This window comes from Cohnella ginsengisoli, assembly GCF_029525555.1.
GTDB lineage: Bacteria > Bacillota > Bacilli > Paenibacillales > Paenibacillaceae > Cohnella > Cohnella ginsengisoli.
Map to the genome: position 1 here is coordinate 593,310 of NZ_JAPDHZ010000006.1, position 21,515 is coordinate 614,824.

The 21,515-nt window shown below is 58.2% G+C and carries 16 protein-coding genes and 1 pseudogene; 16 read left to right on the forward strand and 1 reads right to left on the reverse strand.

The features are described 5' to 3' along the window. Positions 1–70: 70 nt before the first annotated feature. The 15 genes and pseudogenes from atpD to spoIID form a co-directional block, all read left to right on the forward strand. Complete coding sequence (gene atpD / locus OMP38_RS29345) at positions 71–1,477, forward strand: F0F1 ATP synthase subunit beta (RefSeq protein WP_277568223.1); 1,407 nt, start codon at positions 71–73, stop codon at positions 1,475–1,477. A gap of 24 nt (positions 1,478–1,501) precedes the next feature. Continuing rightward, entirely contained in the window at positions 1,502–1,903 is a 402-nt protein-coding gene (locus tag OMP38_RS29350) for a F0F1 ATP synthase subunit epsilon (RefSeq protein ID WP_277534581.1), read from the forward strand. Positions 1,904–2,037: 134 nt separating this feature from the next. After that, a complete protein-coding gene (locus OMP38_RS29355; RefSeq protein ID WP_277568224.1) occupies positions 2,038–3,048 on the forward strand; it encodes a YpdA family putative bacillithiol disulfide reductase in 1,011 nt (336 codons plus the stop codon). 83 nt (positions 3,049–3,131) lie between these two features. Continuing rightward, positions 3,132–3,593, forward strand: coding sequence for a Dps family protein (locus OMP38_RS29360; protein ID WP_277568225.1), 462 nt, complete (start codon positions 3,132–3,134; stop codon positions 3,591–3,593). 580 nt (positions 3,594–4,173) lie between these two features. Continuing rightward, positions 4,174–7,227, forward strand: a complete 3,054-nt coding sequence (locus OMP38_RS29365) for a cadherin-like beta sandwich domain-containing protein (RefSeq protein ID WP_277568226.1) — start codon at positions 4,174–4,176, stop codon at positions 7,225–7,227. Next, the gene (locus OMP38_RS29370; protein WP_277568227.1) at positions 7,154–8,371 is read left to right on the forward strand and encodes a cadherin-like beta sandwich domain-containing protein; all 1,218 of its coding nucleotides are present in this window, start codon (positions 7,154–7,156) and stop codon (positions 8,369–8,371) included. Before OMP38_RS29365 ends, OMP38_RS29370 begins: the two co-directional genes overlap by 74 nt. A gap of 205 nt (positions 8,372–8,576) precedes the next feature. Further along, on the forward strand, positions 8,577–8,981 hold the full coding sequence (locus tag OMP38_RS29375) for a FecR family protein (RefSeq protein ID WP_277568228.1): 405 nt from the start codon (positions 8,577–8,579) through the stop codon (positions 8,979–8,981). Then, entirely contained in the window at positions 8,926–11,766 is a 2,841-nt protein-coding gene (locus OMP38_RS29380; protein WP_277568229.1) for a cadherin-like beta sandwich domain-containing protein, read from the forward strand. The genes OMP38_RS29375 and OMP38_RS29380 overlap by 56 nt, the downstream gene beginning before the upstream one ends. Positions 11,767–11,899: 133 nt before the next feature. Further along, on the forward strand, positions 11,900–13,201 hold the full coding sequence (locus OMP38_RS29385; protein ID WP_277568230.1) for an Ig-like domain-containing protein: 1,302 nt from the start codon (positions 11,900–11,902) through the stop codon (positions 13,199–13,201). Positions 13,202–13,229: 28 nt separating this feature from the next. Beyond that, positions 13,230–14,579, forward strand: a complete 1,350-nt coding sequence (locus tag OMP38_RS29390) for a hypothetical protein (protein WP_277568231.1) — start codon at positions 13,230–13,232, stop codon at positions 14,577–14,579. 488 nt (positions 14,580–15,067) lie between these two features. Then, positions 15,068–16,603 carry a S8 family peptidase gene (locus tag OMP38_RS29395; protein WP_277568232.1) on the forward strand — a complete coding sequence of 512 codons (1,536 nt, stop codon included), beginning with the start codon at positions 15,068–15,070 and terminating at the stop codon, positions 16,601–16,603. Next, positions 16,509–17,237 (forward strand): pre-peptidase C-terminal domain-containing protein, encoded by a 729-nt coding sequence (locus tag OMP38_RS29400; RefSeq protein WP_277568233.1) that lies wholly within the window; start codon positions 16,509–16,511, stop codon positions 17,235–17,237. Before OMP38_RS29395 ends, OMP38_RS29400 begins: the two co-directional genes overlap by 95 nt. Before the next feature lie 40 nt (positions 17,238–17,277). Then, on the forward strand, positions 17,278–17,529 hold the full coding sequence (locus OMP38_RS29405; RefSeq protein ID WP_277568234.1) for a DUF1146 family protein: 252 nt from the start codon (positions 17,278–17,280) through the stop codon (positions 17,527–17,529). A gap of 229 nt (positions 17,530–17,758) precedes the next feature. Continuing rightward, positions 17,759–19,174 carry a UDP-N-acetylglucosamine 1-carboxyvinyltransferase gene (gene murA / locus OMP38_RS29410; protein ID WP_277568235.1) on the forward strand — a complete coding sequence of 472 codons (1,416 nt, stop codon included), beginning with the start codon at positions 17,759–17,761 and terminating at the stop codon, positions 19,172–19,174. A 612-nt stretch (positions 19,175–19,786) separates the two neighbouring features. Then, positions 19,787–20,677, forward strand: a pseudogene (spoIID, locus tag OMP38_RS29415) (stage II sporulation protein D); the annotation flags it as partial. Here the strand turns inward: spoIID and OMP38_RS29420 are convergent. Next, complete coding sequence (locus OMP38_RS29420; RefSeq protein WP_277568236.1) at positions 20,667–20,900, reverse strand: hypothetical protein; 234 nt, start codon at positions 20,898–20,900, stop codon at positions 20,667–20,669. The pseudogene spoIID and the gene OMP38_RS29420 overlap by 11 nt on opposite strands. Between OMP38_RS29420 and OMP38_RS29425 the strand changes: the two genes are divergently transcribed. After that, positions 20,875–21,492, forward strand: a complete 618-nt coding sequence (locus OMP38_RS29425) for a M23 family metallopeptidase (RefSeq protein ID WP_277568237.1) — start codon at positions 20,875–20,877, stop codon at positions 21,490–21,492. The two genes, OMP38_RS29420 and OMP38_RS29425, sit on opposite strands and share 26 nt — an antisense overlap. Positions 21,493–21,515: the final 23 nt, after the last annotated feature.

The following is a 21,515-nucleotide window of genomic DNA, read 5'->3' on the forward strand; positions in this document are numbered from 1 at the left end:
CACGCGGCGGCTCGTCCGCCCAGCGAGGCGAAGGATACGGATATAGACTGAAGTTACAGGAGGGACACGAATGAGCAAGGGGCGCATTGTCCAGGTTACGGGCCCGGTCGTCGACATCGAGTTCGACAACGGCCATCTGCCGGACATCCTCAACGCAATCCAAATTCATCAGACCGGCGAACGCGAAGTCAAGCTGACGGTCGAAGTCGCGCAGCATCTGGGCGACAACATGGTCCGCACGGTCGCCATGTCTTCGACGGACGGCCTCATCCGCGGCACCGAAGCCGTCGATACCGGCGCGCCGATCACCGTACCGGTCGGTCCGGCTACGCTCGGCCGCGTATTTAACGTGCTGGGCGATCCGATCGATAACAACGGTACGGTCGACCGCACGATCGCGAATCCGATTCACCGCCAGGCGCCTCCGTTCGACGAACTGTCGACGTCGCAAGAAATCCTGGAAACCGGCATCAAGGTCATCGACCTGATGGCACCGTACGCCAAGGGCGGTAAGGTCGGCCTCTTCGGCGGCGCAGGCGTAGGCAAGACGGTCACGATGCAAGAGCTCATCCACAACATCGCCCAAGAGCACGGCGGTATCTCCGTATTCGCAGGCGTAGGCGAGCGTACGCGCGAAGGCAACGACTTGTACCATGAAATGAGCGACTCCGGCGTTATCGCGAAGACCGCGATGGTGTTCGGCCAAATGAACGAGCCTCCGGGCGCGCGCCTGCGCGTCGCGCTGACGGGGCTGACGATGGCCGAATATTTCCGCGACGAAGAAGGACGCGACGTACTGCTGTTCGTCGACAACATCTTCCGCTTCACGCAAGCCGGCTCCGAAGTATCCGCCCTCCTCGGCCGGATGCCGTCCGCGGTAGGTTACCAGCCGACGCTGGCAACTGAAATGGGTCAACTGCAAGAGCGGATCACTTCGACGAAGAAGGGTTCCGTCACCTCGATCCAAGCGATCTACGTACCGGCGGACGATTATACCGACCCGGCTCCGGCTACCGCGTTCGCTCACTTGGACTCGACGACGAACCTCGAGCGGAACATCGCGGCAATGGGTATCTTCCCGGCCGTCGACCCGCTGGCATCGTCCTCCCGCGTTCTGGCGCCCGAAGTCGTCGGCGAAGAGCACTACGCCGTCGCGCAAGGCGTCAAGAAGCTGCTCCAGCGCTACAAGGAATTGCTCGATATCATCGCCATCCTCGGTATGGACGAACTGTCCGAGGACGACAAGCTCGTCGTTCTGCGCGCGCGTCGCGTCCAACTGTTCCTGTCCCAGCCGCTGCACGTCGCCGAAGCCTTCAACGGCATGCCTGGCGTATACGTGCCGGTTAAAGATACCGTTCGCAGCTTCAAAGAGATCCTTGAAGGGAAGCATGACGATCTTCCGGAACCGGCGTTCCACAACGTCGGCTCGATTGAAGACGCAGTCGAGAAGGCGAAGAAGCTCGCTCAAGGGCTCTAATCCGCTTTTGATGGAGGTATCGATATGAGCACCTTACGTTTGGAGATCGTCACCCCCGAGCGGACCGTCTACGACAAGGACGTCAACATGGTCGTCGCCCGCGGCGTAGACGGGGATCTGGGCATCATGCCGCATCACATCCCGCTGGTGACGCCGCTCAAGATCGCGCCCGTCAAGGCGAAGATCGGGAACAACGATGAGTTCATCGCGGTTCACGGCGGCTTCATGGAGGTACGCAAGGATAAGGTCGTCATCCTCGCGGAATCCGCCGAGCTCGGTTCGGACATCGACGTCCACCGCGCGCAGCAAGCCAAGGATCGTGCGCAGGACCGCCTGAACCACAAGCAAACCGAAGTCGACCACAAACGGGCCGAGGCCGCGCTGCAGCGCGCACTCACCCGGATTCGGGTCGGCGGCGGAGAATAAGCTTACTTTTATCGCCGGGAGGCGGCACCTGTTCGCAGGAAGCCGCCTCCCGGCGATTTTGCGTTTTTTTACACTTGTCGTCACTCGGCGTATACTTAACTTAGCTATCACAAGGAAAGGCGGACCACAGCACAATGGAAGATATCGTCATCGTAGGTGCGGGTCCTTGCGGGCTGTCGGCAGCGGCCGAGCTGCAGGACCAGGGCTTCAACCCTTTACTATTCGAAAAGGAAAACGTCGGGTACTCGATTTCCCGTTACCCGGTCAATATGCAGTTTTTCAGCACGGCACCGATGCTCGAGATCGCGGGCGTGCCGTTCATCACGCCTCATGACAAGCCTTCAAGGCTTGAGGCATTGAACTATTACCGCATCGTGTCCGAGCGCCGCGAACTTCGGATTCGCCGCTACGAAGCGGTCACGGCGGTCGAAAAAGATGGCGATACGTTCCGTGTCACGTCGGTGGGCAGATCCGGCCAGCCTTCGTATACGCACGCTCGCAAAGTCGTCATCGCGACCGGCTACTTCGATCATCCGAACCGGATCGGCATTCCGGGCGAGGATCATACGCATGTGAGCCACTTTTTCACCGAAGCGCACCCTTACGCGGGGACGCGCGTCGTCGTGATCGGCGGCAGCAACTCCGCAGTCGACGCGGCGCTGGAGATGGAGCGCGTGGGCGCTAAAGTGACGGTGGTGTACCGGGGCGAATCCGTATCCGCCAACATCAAGCCATGGGTACGTCCGATTTTCGACAGTTATGCGGCAAAAGGACGAATCGACTTGCGTCTGCGGAGCAGAGTCGTGGAGATCGGCTACGACCAGGTGACGGTCGAAAGCGTGAGGGACGCGGATACGGGGGATAGGGGTACTGAGGTAGTTGAGGAGACGCTGCCCGCAGACTTCGTGCTGGCACTCACGGGATTCCGGCCTGACCGGGCCTTCCTGCGGTCGATGGGCGTCGAAGCGCCGGATGGGATCATTCCGCCGACGCACGATCCGGAAACGATGGAGACCAACGTGCCGGGCCTTTACTTGGCCGGAGTCGTTTCCACGGGGAGAGATGCCAACGAGATTTTTATTGAAAGCGGACGTTACCACGGCCGTAAGATCGCTGACCATCTGGCTTTTCAGCGTACGGTATAGAGCGGCATTGTTCGAAAATGCTTGAACGGCTTCCATCCCGGGTAAATTAGGAGAGCAAGCTTATCCAATCGGGAGGGATTCACATGCCTAAGATCCAGAACAATCTGAACCAAAATCTGGCGGACTGGAGTGTCATTTACTTCAAATTGCACCACTTCCACTGGTACGTGAAGGGGCCGCACTTCCAGACGCTTCACTTGAAGTTTGAGGAGCTGTACAACTTCGCGGCATTGTCGCTGGATGAAGTGGCGGAGCGAATCCTTGCGATCGGCGGCAAGCCGTCATCCACGATGAAGGAATATCTGTCGCTCACGAAGATAAAGGAAGGCGGCGACGAGTCGAAGGACGTCGATATGGTCAAAGCGGTCATCGACGACTTCATCCTGCTCACCAACGGCCTGAACGAGACGCTTGAGATGGCTGAGGAAGCAGGCGACGCGCCAACGGCGGATCTGCTCACCAAGCAGGTCGAAGCGCTGCAAAAGCACGTATGGATGCTGAGCGCGACCGCAGGCATTAACGTGCCGACCAAGGTGAAGGCATAAGCGAAGCATACACTTAAATAGAATCCCGTCCGTCGGATCGAATCCCGGCGCACGGGATTCTTTTTTTGTTTTAAAGGAGGATTATGTGGCGCTGATTACAGAATCGATGACCGCGTACGACGATAATTGTGAAAGAAGTCGCATATATTCGCCATTTTTCTTATCTATAATTGTGATTGTGGCATCTTTACATAGGCGAATGATCGTGCAAAAGCACTTATTTGGATACGGATTGGGAGTGTAGTTATGATTCGAAAATACGGTTTAACGCTGCTGGCGGCGCTATTGCTGCTGCTGCCGGTATCGGCTGCGTTCGGCGGGAAGGCCCAAGCGGCTTCTTCGTCGCGGATCGCGGTGATCAAGCAGCTGAGCGGAGACGTACAGGTGCAGAAGGCCGGGGGCTCGAAGCAGTTCAAGGCGTTCGCGAAGCTGAGCCTGAACCAGGGGGACAAGCTGATCACGGGGAGCAAGGGCTCGGCGGTGCTGCAGTTCAGCAATGGAACGTCGGAGGACGACAAGTTCACGGTCGGGGAGAATGCGACGCTGACCTTCTCGAAGCTGTCCGACAAAAAAGGGCACGGTGACGAAAGTCAGCATGCTCAAAGGAACGGCCTGGGTGGACGTCAAGTCGATCAAGAGCCAGGACGACGACTTCAAGCTGGAGACGCCGACGGCGATCATGGGCGTGCGCGGCACGGCGTTCTTCGCGCGGGTCAATCCGGCGACGGGCGGGACGAATACGGCGGTCATGTCGGGCGTCGTGCGCTTTACGTCCGAAAACGCGGGGCAGACGGGGAGTGGGAGCGAAAGCGAAAGCGGCGAGAACGCAGGCGGGACCGGCGCTTCCGACAGCAAGACGATCGATCTGTATCCGACGCAGCAGATCTCGCTCGAACCGACGAGCGGCCCCGATCTGCGCGAGCTGACGACGCTCGTGGACATCGAGGAGATCGTCAAAAACGCGTCGCCGGAAGTCATCGAGGCGATCTTGCGCAGCAAGGCGAAGATCGACGAGGAGAACCGGCAGACAGTCGAGAAGTTCAAGCAGACCGGCCTGCCCCCCGAGCTTCAGCAGAGTCTGGACAAGTTCGCTCAGAATACGGAGGAACTGCTGGGCGTCATCGCGAAGCAGGCGATCAAGCAGAAGAAGATCGATGAGCAACAGGTGAAGAAGATCGAAGAGCAGGAGAAGACGTCGTTTAATCTGGACAAAGATCAACTGAGCCAGCTGGATCAGAAGGAAAAAGCCAAGCTGGAAAAGGCAAGGCAGCTGGCGGAGGAAGCCGCGAAGAAAAAAGCGGCCGAGGAAGCGGCAAAGCTGAAGGAACTGGCGGACAAGATCAACGCGGCGGCGCTGAAGGCGATCGAGGCGGCCAAGCTGGCGCAGGACGAAGCGAACCGGCTGGCGGCGGAGGCGGCGAAGCGCAAGGCGGAAGAAGAGCTGCTCAAGAAGCTGAACGAGCAGCAGAAGCAGCAGTATCAGCAGGACAAGGCGAACAACCAGGGCTCGACGACCGCGCCGAACACGAATACGAACAACCTGCCGTCCAACGCTAATCTGGGCTCGCTGAGTATCTCAGGCGCGACGCTTAGCCCGTCGTTCAACGCAGCCGTCACTGCCTACCGGGCAAGCGTGACCAGCGACAAGACGAGCGTTGTCGTAGGGGCGAGCGTGCAGGAAAGCGGCGCCTCGTTCACGATCAACGGACAAGCGCCGAGCGGCGGGCAACGAACGGTGAGCCTCGCTTACGGCGACAACGAGATCACCGTCCTCGTGACGGCGCAGAACGGCTCCACTCAAGCTTACAAGGTGACCGTGACTCGGCAACTGCTGAACAACGTCAGCGTCGTTTTCGCAGGTCAGGAAGGCATCGATATTGACTTCAACTCGACGAGCGCGCCGGCGCCGTTGTCCATACCGAGCGGTTCGAGCAGCCTGACGCTGGTCGTCCCCGTTACCGGACCGGAGATTGACATTGCGGTCAACGGCCAAAAGGTGGAGCCGGAACCAATGTTCACGGCTGCGCTTACGATTCTGCCGGGGCAGATCTCCTGGCGGTATAACATCCCGCTTGCGCAACAATCGAACCAGATCGAGATCAAAGCGACGATTGAAGGCGTCGTCAAGATTTACAAGCTGATCGCGAACCGCGCGTCGGAGACGGGCATGTTGATCGCATACAGCGCCTCTGTCAAAACAGCTTTCCAAACGCCTTACTCGGGCACGTTGACGAGCAGCGGAGGCAGCGGCGTCAAGTACGAGCTCGTTGAGGAGGGCGGTCCGCAAAACGGCACGCTGGAAGTGGAAGAAAACGGCGAGTACACGTATACGCCGAATAAAGGCTATACGGGCGGCGATTACTTCTTCTTCCGGGCGGTCAAGGGCGAAGCGGTATCCGAACCTGCATTCGTCATGATTCAAGTCGAACCCTACGACTATGAAACGATCGGATTGAACGCCTGGACCTCGTCCTGGGACGGTAAGCCGATCGACGATTGGTTCTTTTATAGCAGCTATAAAGACGGCGGATCCATCGACAAAGAGTACTACATTTACCGCGAGCGGCCTTCGACGCTCCACATGAGCTTTGCGTTCGACCCATTGGTCGTCGCGGATGCGCAAATGACCTTTGGCGAACAAACGCAATACCAGGAAGACGACGGAACGGTCGCTGCAGACCTTGAGGTCGAGTCGGGAATCAATTACGTCACGTTGAGCTATTCGACGGTTGTCGAGGGATCGCGAATCTATTATCGGCTATTCTTTAACATATACGTCGGACTGCCATCGGATTCGGGCATACAGGCGTATCAACAACCTGAAGGCATGGCGGAGGTCGACCTCATTCCGGCAGGCGAGCAAGAATGGACGGCTTCGGTGCGGGGCTGGGACGGAGGAGACGAGGGCGGCACCAAGGCTGAGAGAGAAGACAAGTATAACTGGCTGCTGATCGATTACGAAAAACCGGACTCGCGTGTTGAAGTCGAAGTCACCGCGAACGGAGAACCTGTAGTATCCGGAATCTATTATCGCGTCTTTTTGAAGGCCGGGTGGAACGAAATCGTCATCCGCACTTATTACCCGGGCGGCGAGGCTGACGCCATTGAGAAAAAGATTCACGTATGGCGCGGAAAAGCGGCGCCCGAAGGCTACGCGGTAACCGGCATATCGGGCGCGACGGTCAAAGAGGCCCCCGAAGCGTCGCCCGTGCCGGTCAGCTTTATTCGGGACGAGAACAGAGCGGACGTATGGCGGGCTGCGGTTACGGAAGACACATTGGCGCTTAAGGTCAAACCGAGTCTGTCGGCCGGACCGACGCTCTCGGACTTCTACATCAAAACCGGGTATAACGCGTATCTTCCCGCTGCGGAGACCGCGCCAGGCTCCGGCAGATATATCGTTCCGACAACCGGCGCGTCCGCCGACGCCTATGCGGTCGTCAAGCCCGCGAGCGGGGGCAACCCCTTTCCATACCGACTAGAAATCGTAAAAAGGGGATCCGCCTGCGCTAAGCGGAGTGCTGGCCTCCTTCACGTCGGGGTCCTCAGAAACGCCGGGCATGCTTCCCTTCAACAAAGGCGCCGGCGCATGGTGGGCCAGGCTGGCATCTGGAAGCGAGCCGCACGGCTTTAAGCTGAAAATCTTCGGAAGTTCCGGCTACCAGCTTTACGCCAACGGAGAATTGGTGCCGAACGCTTACCAGATATCTGCTGGAGGCTACGTGTTCGCCTTCGATCCGGTACCGGGAAGCCAGACCTATACTTTGGAATTCCGGGATAAATACGGACGAAGCGTTGTTTATCCAATCCACTTATACTATGGGGATTTGCAGGACGATCTGGAAATCGGAAAAGGGGCGACGATCTCTTATGGAGCCGGCAACATTCAGTTTCTCCATCCGACCTCCGACTCGCTATCCGCGACTTTGCCCGCTGGCATGACGTCATTCGACTTGGACCTGGATTTGGGCGAGCATGCCACGGCTGCCTTGTTCGACGAGACCGGGCAAGAGATGTATGCATCCGGCGATCCGCTTGCCTTTGCGCTGCCTTATACGGACCCGGAAAACAATAAAATTTTGACTTACGATGTCGTGGTGACGGATACGGATGATGACGTTCAGACGTTGTACAAGCTGTACCTTTATATGGAGCAGGATCACCAGGCGGCGCCGGCCGACGTCGTGTGGAGCACGCAGGCTTCCGTCGGCGGAGACTCGGCGGAGGCCAAAGAATGGGTGTACGACCGGCTGAACCGCTATACTCTCAGCGTTCCGGACAATCTGGACACGCTGCATATGAATGTGACGCCGGGCCCGGGCGTAGCGAATGTCGTCATTACGGGGCTGACGGGCCCCGACGGGTACCATGGCTACATTGGATCGCTGTCCCAAGGAAGCAATAAATTCACGATTACGGTAACGTACACGGACGGCCAGCGTCGCGTTTACGAGCTGACAGCTTACCGCGGAGCGCCGGTGTCGCCGACGCTGCAGATCGGAGGACAAACCTATTCTTTCGCTTATGATGAAGCTTTGAATGGTTATGCGGTTTACCTGGGGAGCAATCCTGGCAACGGTGCGTTCAACCTGGGGTTGCCGGACGGCGCGGAAGTTGAAGCGGTGAAGTCGGAGGACGCGCCGCTCGAACAAAATGCGGATGGAACGTTTGTCCTAAATCTGATCGGATCGAGCGGTATTAAAGCCATATGGGCTTCAGGCGGTTGCAATGGCGTTCTTTGGAGCTCTGATTTTTACGTATACTACGGCACGGTTTGATCGATAAGCACGATCTACTGAAATATGGGGTCGCTTCGCCTTCGGCAAGAAGGTGAGGCGGCCTTGAATTTTTCATGCGCTTAACGTAAAAAACGACAATAATCGCCATTTTTAAGGTATAATCGAATCGTATATTCCATCGTTTTCATCCATTGGCAAGCGTCTTTATAGCAATCATACATATGCAGAAAACGGAGTGAAGTTCATGTATCGGAAGTTAAGCATGTACCTGCTGGCGGCGCTATTGCTGCTGCTGCCGGTATCGGCTGCGTTCGGCGGGAAGGCCCAAGCGGCTTCTTCGTCGCGGATCGCGGTGATCAAGCAGCTGAGCGGAGACGTACAGGTGCAGAAGGCCGGGGGCTCGAAGCAGTTCAAGGCGTTCGCGAAGCTGAGCCTGAACCAGGGGGACAAGCTGATCACGGGGAGCAAGGGCTCGGCGGTGCTGCAGTTCAGCAATGGAACGTCGGAGGACGACAAGTTCACGGTCGGGGAGAATGCGACGCTGACCTTCTCGAAGCTGTCGGACAAAAAAGGGCACGGTGACGAAGGTCAGCATGCTCAAAGGAACGGCCTGGGTGGACGTCAAGTCGATCAAGAGCCAAGAAGATGACTTCAAACTGGAGACGCCGACGGCGATCATGGGCGTGCGCGGCACGGCGTTTTTCGCGCGAGTTAATCCGGCGACGGGCGGGACGAACACGGCGGTCATGTCGGGCGTCGTGCGCTTCACCTCCGAAAACATGGAGCAGACGGGAAGCGGAAGCGGCGAGAGCTTGGGAAGCACCGGCGCGTCCGGCAGCAAGACGATCGACTTGTATCCGACGCAGCAGATCTCGCTCGAACCGACGAGCGGCCCCGATCTGCGCGAGCTGACGACGCTCGTGGACATCGAGGAGATCGTCAAAAACGCATCGCCTGAAGTCATCGAGGCGATCTTGCGCAGCAAGGCGAAGATCGACGAGGAGAACCGGCAGACGATCGAGAAGTTCAAGCAGACCGGCCTGCCCCCCGAGCTTCCGCAGAGTCTGGACAAGTTCACTCAGAACGCGGAAGAACTGCTGGGCGTCATCGCGAAGCAGGCGATCAAGCAGAAGAAGATCGATGAGCAACAGGTGAAGAAGATCGAAGAGCAGGAGAAGACGTCGTTTAATCTGGACAAAGATCAACTGAGCCAGCTGGATCAGAAGGAAAAAGCCAAGCTGGAAAAGGCAAGGCAGCTGGCGGAGGAAGCCGCGAAGAAAAAAGCGACCGAGGAAGCGGCAAAGCTGAAGGAGCTGGCGGACAAGATCAACGCGGCGGCGCTGAAGGCGATCGAGGCGGCCAAGCTGGCGCAGGACGAAGCGAACCGGCTGGCGGCGGAGGCGGCGAAGCGCAAGGCGGAAGAAGAGCTGCTCAAGAAGCTGAACGAGCAGCAGAAGCAGCAGTATCAGCAGGACAAGGCGAACAACCAGGGCTCGACGACCGCGCCGAACACGAATACGAACAACCTGCCGTCCAACGCTAATCTGGGCTCGCTGAGTATCTCAGGCGCGGCGCTCAGCCCTTCGTTCAACGCAGCCGTCACCGCCTACCGGGCAAGCGTGACCAGCGACAAGACGAGCGTCGTCGTAGGGGCGAGCGTGCAGGAGAGCGGCGCCTCGTTCACGATCAACGGACAAGTGCCGGGCGGCGGGCAGCGGACGGTGAGTCTCGCCTACGGCGACAACGAGATCACCGTCCTCGTGACGGCGCAGAACGGCTCCACGCAAGCTTACAAGGTGACCGTGACGCGTCAACTGCTGAACAACGTCAGCGTCGTTTTCGCAGGTCAGAGCGGCATCGATATTGACTTCAACTCGACGAACGCGCCGGCGCCGTTGTCCATTCCGAGCGGCTCTAGCAATCTGACGCTGGTCGTCCCCGTGACCGGACCGGAGATCGACATCGCGGTCAACGGCCAGAACGTCGAGCCGATACCGATGTTCACGGCGGCGCGTACTCTTCTGCCGGACCAGATTGCATGGCGATACGTCATTCCGCTCGCGCAGGCGTCTAACGAGATCGAGATCAAAGCGACGATCGACGGCGTCGTCAAGTCTTACAAGCTGTTCGCGAACCGTACGATGTCGAGCGATGCGGCGGTCCAAAGCGTCTCGGCCACGAGCGAAGACGGTACGATGGCATACGAGGTCAGGGCAACCGGCGGCAACTCTTGGACGGTGAAGGTGCCGGCCGACGTCACGACGATCAAGCTGAAGATCAACGCGATCAATCCCGATGCCAAGATACTGATGGGCGCCAACGAGTTCGCATCCGGTACGGTGATCCCATATACGATCATCAATACGACCGTCCCATTCCAGGTTCGGGCTGCAGACGGGACAGTGCCTGAAGTCTTTAATTCCATATCGATATCTCGTCTGCCGTCGTCCGACGCATCGCTGAGCGGTTTGGTGCTGTCGCATGGTACGCTGTCTCCTGCGTTCGCTAGCGCAACGACAAACTATACGGCTAACGTTGGCAACGCGGTAGAGAGCATCACGGTGAAGCCGACTGCCTCGAACGGCAATGCGACAGTCGCGGTCAACGATACGACCGTGCAGAGCGGCAATCAGAGCGAGTTGATCCCGCTGAGAGTGGGAACCAATCAGATCACTGTCGAGGTGATGGCGCAGAACGGCTCGCGACAGAAATATACGATCATTATCACACGCGCGGGCGATACCCCTCCGCACTTGACGAGCTGGTCGGCGCACACGTCTGAAGGCGATGTGCTGACCTGGATTTACTCGGTCCAATGGGGAGATGGTATCCCGCTCGACACGTATGCTGCGACGGTACCGAATAGAGATACAGATCAAGTGGAGCTTACGCTCAATTTTGATGAGAGCATGTACGATTACGCCGTGATTTATCCGTCGCAGGGCGAAGAGATCGAGTTCTTCAACGGGCAGCCGAAGTCGCTGCCGCTCCAAGACGGCGAGATCAGCCGTTATGAATTGTATATGTACAAAAACGGTCAAAGCGATGAAAATATTCGGGATGTCCTCAAAATCCGAAAAGGTGTAAGTGATTTTTCGTCGGCGATGACAGCGCTCGACGTTGAAGATCAGGACGAGAATACTTACAGCGTCTTGCCTTGGTCCGCGGATAAGGAGTATGTCCTTTATGCCGACGCGGATGCCGAATCGCTTTCGTTCGATTCGTACGATTACCGGAACGGTCTCACGATTAAGGACGCGAACGATGATCCGTTCGAAAACGCGGCTTTCGATATCCCGCTCGATCCGGGCGATACGCTGCTTAATGTGCATATTGCGGACGAGTTCTCGGAGGAGGTCTTCAAGCTCCGCGTCGTGAAAACGCCACTATCGCCTTCTCTCAAGCTATCCAGACTTACGGTAGAGGGGGAGTGACGTATGGTTCAACCCTCTTACTCGTTCATATGTGTACACGGCGGCAAAGGGGACAAGCACGGTAACGCTGCATGTAGAGGCGCTCGACGGAGCGAATATCGAGCACATCGTCGTCGACGGAAGAGAAGTGCCTGTGGATGGCGGCGAATTCACGCTAGGCGTTCCTGACGAGGGAGAGCGGGTAGCCGGCATCGTCGTCGAATCGGGCGGAGAGCGTTATGTGCATAGGCTGTCCGTGCAGGCATTTCCGTCTGTGGTCGGTTTAGCGGGCTTAACGTTCCGGCAAGGTTCGACTGCCGATGGACCCGTGATTCGTCCTGGTTATGACGGAAAGGCCGGAGAAGGATCTGGGTCTATCTATGCCGTCGTCGGAGAGAATGTCTCGACGGTCAGACTTGAATTGCAGTCGGATAAGGCAAATATCCAAGTCAGCGGCAACCTCCAGATCGAAAATAAGGGTGGCGGCGTGTGGATCCTGTGGCCAAAGCAAGGTGTGAACGCCATCCATATCAGCGTCGAACCGGAGAATTATAACTACTCCGACATCCATGTAGATCTGATTCGCGGAGCGATGCCGTTGGAGGATCTGGACATAACAAGCGCGGAAGGCTACGAGACTGTTTCATACGAAAAGACCGGCCCGCAGCAGTATTACGCGGCGACGCAGATGGAACGCATTAGTCTTTACCCGTCCATGCGCGACTACCATGGACAATTCGAGATCTGGGCGCATGGCAGCAAGCTTGCCAGCAAGTATGATCCGATCTCGCTCGCCGAGGGCTGGAACGACGATATTTATATTCATACTTACGATTACCATGGCGGCATTGTCAATATTTATCAAGTGGTCGTCTGGCAAGGTGCCGGGGATCCGTCCGAGATCGGGATCGATTGGAATCTTCGCGATGAGTTCGCTAATGCAGCGACGCTGGTTGAGAACAACCGTGGAGTAATCGGGCCGGAAAGCAGTTATGCCACCATCACTCCTGTGGTGACGGGAGGACAGATCGAACGCGTATACGTCGATGGAACGGAGAGCTTTCAGGGCGAAGCCGTGGGTTCTTATGATATTACACTCGGTGAGCTGAATGACGGGGAGTCTAGTTCCGCTGAAGTGAGCTTAATCGTCCGCATCCCGGGAAACAAACTTGTTCCCAAGAAGTTGAAGCTCGTACGCGGCGTGATGGCTGATGACGCCGTCATGTTCGCTCCTGCAGGCGAGACAACGAGCGTTGGGCTGCAGATTCATTTACCTGCTGGCATTGCAGCGACTCCGACGATTCAAGTTACCCAGCAACCAGCCTACGGTTCTTATGAGATTACAGAGTCGACGTTGAGTTATACGCCGAATGAGGGCTTTGTCGGAACCGATACAATCTTCTTCCAAGTGTCCTATACGTATAATGAAGAGGGGGGCGGAGCCACGAGTCATTAAGTCCGAGCCTGCGGCCGTCGAGATCAAGGTGACGGACATCTCGCTTCATAGCAACTCGGTAGATGAAACGTCACCGGCAGGGATTTTCGTCGGACAGTTGACCGTGCCTGATCCCTCCGCCTTTGCCGGCGCGGTCTCTTTCGAACTGGTAGAGGGACCGGGCGACGATCACAACTCGCTGTTCATGATCGACGAGGAAGGCAGGCTAAAGGTTGGCTCCGAGATCACGGGAGCACAGCCGGAGGTTCTGTTCGTGAGGGTAAGAGCGTACGATGCGGTGGGCAACAGTGTTGAAAAGCCGCTGACGATATTCCATTTGAGCATGGAGTTACTAATGTACTCGATATACGGCGGCAGCAGCGATACTGGCGCCGTGGCTTACCGCTATGCGGGAGGTGACTATTGGGTACAGTACAACACAAGCGCCGAGCAGATTGAGAATACATCGAATTTCCGTGTCGTCATCAAAACGGGTGAAGCCGATTGGAACGTATCAATCAACGGCAACGAGTTCGTACGTACAGAAGACGTAGGGGGCGACTACAGGTACACGCTCTCCGTCGAAAAGCCTGAACCTGGCTCAAGCGTCGATTACCCAATCGTGATGGAGAATGCTGCGGGCAATCGTTATGAATTCACGTTTCATTACTACCAGGGCCCCATTCCAGCAGAGCTTGACGGCAGTAGCTCAAATGAGGGGCTGCGTCCGGCGATCGAGGCGGATGGAGAATCGTACGAGGTTCATAAGGGCGTAGCCGATTGGGATGCGACGGTTTCGCCGGACACGGAGCAATTGGAACTGAGCGCGGTACTCGCGGAGGGCGTCCGGATGACGATCTACGACGATTACGGCCGGTCGGTCGGACAAGAAGACAATACGGCCGGAGTAGGCGCGTTGACGGCGACGTTCGACCTATTTAAATTCGGCAGTCAGCAAAATTATTACGTGCACGCTAGCAACGGCTCGGGCACGATCATGTACCCGCTTCGCATCTATTATGAGCCTTTGCCTAAGCTGACTTCACTCAGGTTATGGTACACGGCGGGTGACGGCTACCGAAGTGTCCCAATTTCAAGCGAGATGTCAGTCGAGATTGACGAACATCTCGTTCCGGAAGTTCCGCCTTACTTGCCGCTGGGCATTGAGGCGATTGCGAAGCCTGACCAGATCGTTCGTGTATATCGCGCGAACGGCAGCGACTGGATACAGATGGAGTCGCAGAATGTTACGCTTCACGACAATACCCAGATGTTGCTGTACCCTTTCACTTATTATGAGCCCTATCAATCTTTTAAGATTGAAGTCGATACATCCGACGGTAAAACGAAAGATTATTATCTTGCGTTGATGAGACCAGGATATGACGAATCGGCCTGATTTTAATTCTAACCTATACTTGGCGAGCATAAGACTCGCCCAGTATAGGTTTTTTCTTGCCTTCATATTTTTGCACCGTATTGGCTCACCCATGACCTAAGTACTCTTTTTTATCCCGAAAGAAGGAAAATGATGTCGAAAAATCGAATGTAGAAAGGATATGAAAGCGACACGGTCTTGCAATGGGGGGGACGGTGCCGGGATTGGAGTGGTAGCCGACATCGATGGCGGTTGGATGATGAGAAAAAGATGAGACCGCACGCTTGAAGCATTAAATATTATTAACTTGATAGGTCATGCAGATGCATGAATAATGAATGAGCGATATATATTAGGCTGGATTCGCGAAGACAGGGTACTGCTCGGCCTTATGTCCCGCCCACGGATTCGATTTACATATGTCGAATGACGGATTAGTGTTGGTTGAACGCCAATATGTGGGTATATACTCATAGCTTCACTTACTGACTGGCAAGGGCGTGGCAATAATGGCAGCAGAACGAAAAGGGAAACGGCGTACGGTTCGTACGGCGGCTGCGGCCGTGCTTCTTGGCACGGCTTTGGCTGCGACCGGTTCCCTGGATTCGCGATTGACGGCAGGGGACGGGCCGATCGCGGCAGCCGAGGCGGCGAAGCTCGGCGCGACAGCTCCCCATGCGACGACGAAGCAGGCAGGACGCTTGGGCAAGGACGCTCGTACTTCAGCTTCCCGCAAGCCGGTCGCCATTTCGGCGTTGTCCGACGCTTCGTTCTTACAAGAGACGGGCATCGCAGCCGCTTGGAAGCTGCTTCGACGAGACGTGACCGGTACGATCGCCATCGTCGACACGGGGATCGATCTGAAGAACGCGGCGCTTCAGCCGTATTTGACCGACGGCGTCAATCTGCTCGACGATGCCAAGCCCCCGCAGGACGACAACGGTCATGGCACGGCGGTGGCGGGCGTCATCGTCGCGGCGGCGGAAGCCGCGAAGGGCGCGAACGCGCAGGCTGCATGGAAGATGAAGCTGATGCCGGTTAAAGCGTTGGACGACAAGGGCGAGGGCGACGAATCTCATTTGTCGGGCGGTATCCGGTATGCGATCGAGCACGGCGCGGACATCGTCGTGCTGTCTCTGGGTCTGCGCAGGGACGCTCCCGGCATGCGCAGCGTCATCGAGTTGGCCGAATCGAAGGGCGTGCTGCTCGTCGCCGCAACGGGCAACGACGCGGCCGATTTTGGCGAGCGCGCAGCCGTGCAGTACCCGGCCGCTTACCCGACCGTGATCGCTGTCGCTGGCGCGGAGGCTGGGCAAGGACAGATCAACTCGACGGGAGGACCCGAGGTGGATCTGTCCGGATCGTGGCAGGTCGATACGCTCGCGCTGGGCGGCGGACGCCTCGCCATGGAAGGGACGTCGATGGCGGCGCCGCAGGTCGCGGCCGCGGTCGCGATGCTGCGGGCTGCGCACCCGGATTGGAAGCCTGCATTCCTTCGAGAGACGCTTCGCCGCACGGCCGAGGATATCGACGCCAAGGGCCGGGACGACGCGACGGGCTACGGTCTCGTTCGCGCGGACCGCGCTCTGTCGGCCGCGTTCGCAGCGGACTGGCGCGAGCCGAACGGCGCGCAGCGGTCGGCTTCGCCTTTTCCCCCGGGCACGGAGGTCTATGCGGCATGGAGCGGGTCCCTCGATACGGACTGGTACGCGATCGAGGCACACGAAGACGGCATCTTGTCCGTACGGATGCAGACGAACCTGTTTGACATCGGGCCTGCTGCGGTTAAATTGTCGCTATACCGATCTGGCGCCGCCAATTCGATCTCCGCCTACGGCACGAGCGGGGGGAGCGACGACTTGGAAGGTATCCAAGGGCAAATACTACCTGCGGACGGACGGCTCGTCGCGTTCGTCGCCGCTGCCCTACCGCCTCACCTCTGGCTTCAAGATGCTGCCCGATCGGACGGAGCCTGGTTTCGACCGGGATTCCGCGTACGCGATCGAGCCTCGAACGCAGACCTGGAGCGGAACGTTCGATCGTGAGGACGACGAGGACTGGACGACGGTCAAGCTTCCTCAATCCGGCACCTTGAAGGTGACCGTCGAGACGGACACGACGCGCATCGACCCTGCGATTACGCTGCAGCGGGACGGGCAAGCCGTGGTTCGCACGGACACGAACGGCGACGGATTGCCGGAGACGGCTTCGATGAAGAATGCGCCGGCAGGCAGATATTACATAGGGGTCAGCAACGCGGCCGCCGACGGAGCCCCACCCGTGACAGGGACCTATACGGTCCGACTGGAATACATTACTACGTACGCGGATTTGGGCGAGCCGAACGGCGGTCCGCTGACGTCCGCCGCGCTCAATCCCGGAGCGGCAAGCATCCTCAAAGGGCTTATATCGTCCAAGGGAGATGAGGACTGGTTCAGGTTCAAGGCGCCGGGCGGACGCTATCAATGGAAGTTGGACGGCATACCGGAAGGCTCGACGTTCAAGCTGACCGTGTACAACAAGGAACTGAAGCTCCTAGGCCAATGGTCGAGCAAGGCGAAGAGCGCTTCCCTGAACGTCCTGCAAAAGCTGGCCGCCGGCACTTATTATGCCCGGATCACGGCCGATCGCGCGGATCGCTCCGCGTACTATCGCTTCGGCGTCATGAACGCCGATTGAACCGAATTGCAATTGCGGTCATAAGGAGCGTTTTCGGCGAATGGATTCGATTTACTATTCGATGGGCTGGGACAGCTTGTTCTCCATTTTTATCACGCTTGGATTTATCGCCGTGGCGTGGGTCGTGCTACAGGAGATCAAGTGGGAGCAATTTTTCCGCCATCCCAAGAGTCCGAGGGCGCGGCTCGCGCAGCTCTTCCTGGCGATCATCGCGGGACGCCTGTTGGCCGGATTCGTGCTGGATTACTGGAATTGGGCTTCCGCGCTGAAGAATCTGTTCAATTCGTCGTAGCGATGTTTTTTCCGCATAACGTCGAATCAAAATGTTCACAATGGGTAATAAAGCAGAAACAAGTCGTCCGAAGTCGAATTTTGACGACGCATCGTTTCGAATTTGTAAAAAGATGCCGCTTGTACCGAGCCGACGGACGGTGGTATGATGAAATTTGGGTTTTTTGGAGCCGGCCTCGGTGAAAGCACGGACTCCAAAAATGATTCTACACCCGCGGAGGGAACCACCCATGAGCAAAATCATCGTCCGCGGCGGCCGTCCCCTAAATGGGACTGTCCGCGTGCACGGCGCCAAAAATTCCGTCCTGCCGATCCTTGCCGCCACTCTTCTGGCGGAGGAAGGGTCTTGCGTCATCGATGACGTACCCGCCTTGGACGATGTGTACAACATTCTGGAAGTGCTGTCGGCTCTCGGCGTGCAGGCGCTTCGTCACGAATCCCGCGTTACGCTGCGTGCCCACAGGCTGATCTCGCACGAAGCGCCGTACGAACTCGTCCGCAAGATGAGAGCGTCGTTCCTCGTGATGGGACCGCTGCTGGCCCGCGAAGGCAAGGTGAAGATCTCGCTGCCGGGCGGCTGCGCGATCGGGACGCGCCCGATCGACCAGCACCTCAAGGGCTTCGAGGCGATGGGCGCCGAGATCGGCTTCGGCCAAGGTTCGGTCGAGGCGAAGGTTGACGGCCGGCTGCGCGGCGCGCGCATCTACCTGGACGTAGCCAGCGTCGGCGCCACCGAGAACATCATGATGGCCGCCGCTACCGCGGACGGCGTCACGACCATCGAGAACGCCGCTAAGGAACCGGAGATCGTCGATCTCGCCAACTTCCTGAATGCCATGGGCGCGAAGGTGCGCGGCGCGGGCACGGGTATCATCCGCATCGAGGGCGTAGAGCGTCTTAAAGGTGTTCGCCATACCGTGATTCCGGATCGGGTAGAAGCAGGCACGTACATGATCGCAGCGGCCATCTCCGGCGGCGATGTGTATATCGAAGGCGCGATTCGCGATCATCTGGGTCCGGTCGTCGCCAAGCTCGAGGAGATGGGCGTCGGCATCGAGTCGGATGACAGCGGCATTCGCGTCTTCGCGAATCGCCCGCTCAAGGCCGTCGACGTCAAGACGCTGCCTTATCCGGGCTTCCCGACCGACATGCAGGCGCAGTTCATGGCGCTGCTGCTCGCGAGTCCGGGCACGAGCATCGTGACGGAGACGGTGTTCGAGAACCGCTTCATGCACGTCGAAGAGATGGCGAAAATGGGGGCCGACATTAAGATCGAAGGCCGCGCCGCCGTCATCTCGGGCGGCAAGCCGCTCTCGGGCGCGCCGGTCTGCGCAACGGATCTTCGCGCGGGAGCCGCGCTGATCTGCGTGGGACTCGCCGCCGAAGGCGTTACCGAAGTGACGGGCACGCATCACATCGACCGCGGCTACATGGACATCGTCGGCAAGCTGGCCGCGCTCGGCGCGGATATCAGCCGCCTGGGCGACGGCGAAGAAATCCCGGCGCCGGCAGCACCAGCAGTTGCCGCATCGGCATCCGCGCCGGCAGAGCCGTTCGCCGTACGGAGGTCGCTTCAGACGGCATCCGAAGAGCGTATCGCCTCGGACAGCGTGGCCATGCTGCGCGTGCAGCCGACGCTGGCTTGATTTCCTTTTAAATGCACTTATTATCCCGCGCCTTCGCGCCTTGGACCGAGCGTTTCATCCGGTTCTTGGCGCGGAGGCTTTTTTTGCGCTCTCTTGATCTTGTTCTATCGGCTCGGCACCGTTCATAGATTGGTAGCGTGCGAGGAAAAGGACAACGAAGAGAGGAAGTTGGAGGCATGCGAAATCGGAATGGACAAGCCGAACCTAACAAAGAGGCGCATTCGGAACATCGTGAAAACCGCGGGGGCAAGCGGAATGGCTTATTCAAGCGAGGTAAAGGAGGAAGCGTGCAATCGGCGGGCTTGTGGCTCATTTTGGCTTTTGGCACAGGCGCATTGATCGCGAGCTGGTCATGGGCGGAACGGCACGCAAGCGAAAGGAATCCCGTTCCGGTCATTGAAGAAAGCCCGGCGGTTGTCACGAACGGCGCAACTTCGGCGAAAGAGAGGACGAATCGCGGCGGCGTGCCTGCCCAATCGTCCGTTAAGGACGGTAAGGCTTCTGATGGAAAAGCCGATGCCGAAGCGTCGGAACCGCCAAAAATATCAGATAAGGCTGGCGGGGCGTTGTCTGCTTTAGACGCCGCTCGGGGGGCTTCAGGCCGAGTTAAAAGACAGCACCCTCGTCGTTCGGGTCTATCTGTCGGACGACAAACGGATCGAACGCGCCGGATTGGAGACGTACGTGAAGGGCGTCGTGGCGGCGGAGATGCCGACGGACTTCGCGCCGGCCGCGCTGGAGGCGCAGGCGATCGCGGCGCGCACGTATTTGATCCGCCGCCTGTGGAACGAGGACCGGTCGGGCGTTCCCGTTCGCGGCGCGGACGTGACGGACACGGTGACGCATCAAGTCTATCGATCCAAGGCGGAGATGGACAAGCTTAAAGAGACGGATCCGAAGGCGTGGACGGCGGTGGACGAAGCGGTGCGGCGGACGCGGGGGATCGTCATGGTTTACGAAGGCGTGCCCATTGAATCTCTTTACTTTGCCAGCAGCAACGGGTTTACGGAAAACGCCAAGGACGTTTTCCATGCCGATCTGCCTTACCTGGTATCGGTGAGCAGCCCGTGGGACCGCGAAGATTCGCCCCGCGCCGAGGAAACCGTAGAGATGAAGCTCAGCGAATTCTACCGCAAGCTTGGCGTCAAGTCGCTCGCCGCGCTGACGGGCCTCGGCAAACGGCCGGCGGCCGTCATTAACGGTTGGACGGAAGGGAAGCGGGTGAGCACGGCGACCGTCGGCGGCAAGACGATGTCGGGAACCGAGGTTCGCAGACTGCTAGGGCTGCGGTCCGCCGCCTTCGATTGGAAGATCGAGAAAGGGAAGGCTACGATAACGACGTACGGCAGCGGGCACGGCGTCGGCATGAGCCAGTGGGGCGCCGAAGGCATGGCGAAGACCGGCGCGACCGCCGCGGATATCGTGCTTCACTACTATACGGGCGTCCAATTGAAGACGCTGACCGCGCTTCAGTCCGCGCGCGCCGAGACTGCTAAGCTATAAATCCCTTAATCTTGCAAAAAGGCAGGTTTAAAAAACTATCACCTGGCAACACTCTGTTACTGAGGTGATAAAAAATGAGTGATTCAAACAAACCAAACGGCAAGATCGAACCAAGCAGTACGAGAAGTGTCGTCAGCGCGTCGTCCAGGCCTTCGGCAACAAAAAGGTTTTTCGCCAAGCGGTGGGTATTCCCCGCCATGTACATGGCCGCAGCGGCAATCATCGTAACGATCCTCTGGCTGAACGCCAGCTCGGGAACGAGCGGCAAGCCGAAGGACGAAGCGAGCTCCGCCAGCGTCCAACAGGATGTCGGGGCGGGCGGTCCAACCGCCGAGGATCCGGATGCGCTGCCCGTCGCGGCAAACGGCGAGACGCTCGCCTGGCCTGTGACCAACCGGGACGCGATGTCCGTGTCCATGCCGTACTTCAACGAGAACGGCACGGAAGAAGAGCAGGCGGCCGCCATGGTGCAGCATGACAACTCGTTCACGCCGCATACGGCCATCGATCTCGCGAGCAAAGACGGCAAGGCGTTCGACGTCAAGGCGGCCATGAGCGGCGAAGTGACGGTAGCGGAGCAGACGCCGCAAAACGGTTACGAGATTAATATCAAGCATCCGAACGGTCTCGTCACCGTCTACCAAAGCTTGGCCGAGCTCAAGGTCAAGGTGGGAGATTCGGTCAAGCAAGGCGACGTGCTCGGCACGGCGGGCGTCAGCGAAGTGGAGAAGGACGAAGGCGTCCACGTCCACTTCGCGGTCAAGAGCAACAGCCAGACCGTCGATCCGGCTTCGCTGATCGAAGATCAACAATAATCTGGTTCCTAAGACAGGGTTGT

What these genes read in the sequence shown, in the direction of transcription:
- OMP38_RS29350 (WP_277534581.1), top strand. Translation starts at nt 1,502, where the DNA reads ATGAGCACCTTACGTTTGGAGATCGTCACCCCCGAGCGGACCGTCTAC.
- OMP38_RS29360 (WP_277568225.1), top strand. Translation starts at nt 3,132, where the DNA reads ATGCCTAAGATCCAGAACAATCTGAACCAAAATCTGGCGGACTGGAGT.
- OMP38_RS29420 (WP_277568236.1), bottom strand. Translation starts at nt 20,900, where the DNA reads ATGATTGCCGCTGCGGCCATGTACATGGCGGGGAATACCCACCGCTTG.
- OMP38_RS29400 (WP_277568233.1), top strand. Translation starts at nt 16,509, where the DNA reads ATGCTGCCCGATCGGACGGAGCCTGGTTTCGACCGGGATTCCGCGTAC.
- murA (WP_277568235.1), top strand. Translation starts at nt 17,759, where the DNA reads ATGAGCAAAATCATCGTCCGCGGCGGCCGTCCCCTAAATGGGACTGTC.
- OMP38_RS29395 (WP_277568232.1), top strand. Translation starts at nt 15,068, where the DNA reads ATGGCAGCAGAACGAAAAGGGAAACGGCGTACGGTTCGTACGGCGGCT.
- OMP38_RS29405 (WP_277568234.1), top strand. Translation starts at nt 17,278, where the DNA reads ATGGATTCGATTTACTATTCGATGGGCTGGGACAGCTTGTTCTCCATT.
- atpD (WP_277568223.1), top strand. Translation starts at nt 71, where the DNA reads ATGAGCAAGGGGCGCATTGTCCAGGTTACGGGCCCGGTCGTCGACATC.
- OMP38_RS29380 (WP_277568229.1), top strand. Translation starts at nt 8,926, where the DNA reads ATGCTCAAAGGAACGGCCTGGGTGGACGTCAAGTCGATCAAGAGCCAA.
- OMP38_RS29355 (WP_277568224.1), top strand. Translation starts at nt 2,038, where the DNA reads ATGGAAGATATCGTCATCGTAGGTGCGGGTCCTTGCGGGCTGTCGGCA.
- OMP38_RS29425 (WP_277568237.1), top strand. Translation starts at nt 20,875, where the DNA reads ATGTACATGGCCGCAGCGGCAATCATCGTAACGATCCTCTGGCTGAAC.
- OMP38_RS29375 (WP_277568228.1), top strand. Translation starts at nt 8,577, where the DNA reads ATGTATCGGAAGTTAAGCATGTACCTGCTGGCGGCGCTATTGCTGCTG.
- OMP38_RS29370 (WP_277568227.1), top strand. Translation starts at nt 7,154, where the DNA reads ATGCTTCCCTTCAACAAAGGCGCCGGCGCATGGTGGGCCAGGCTGGCA.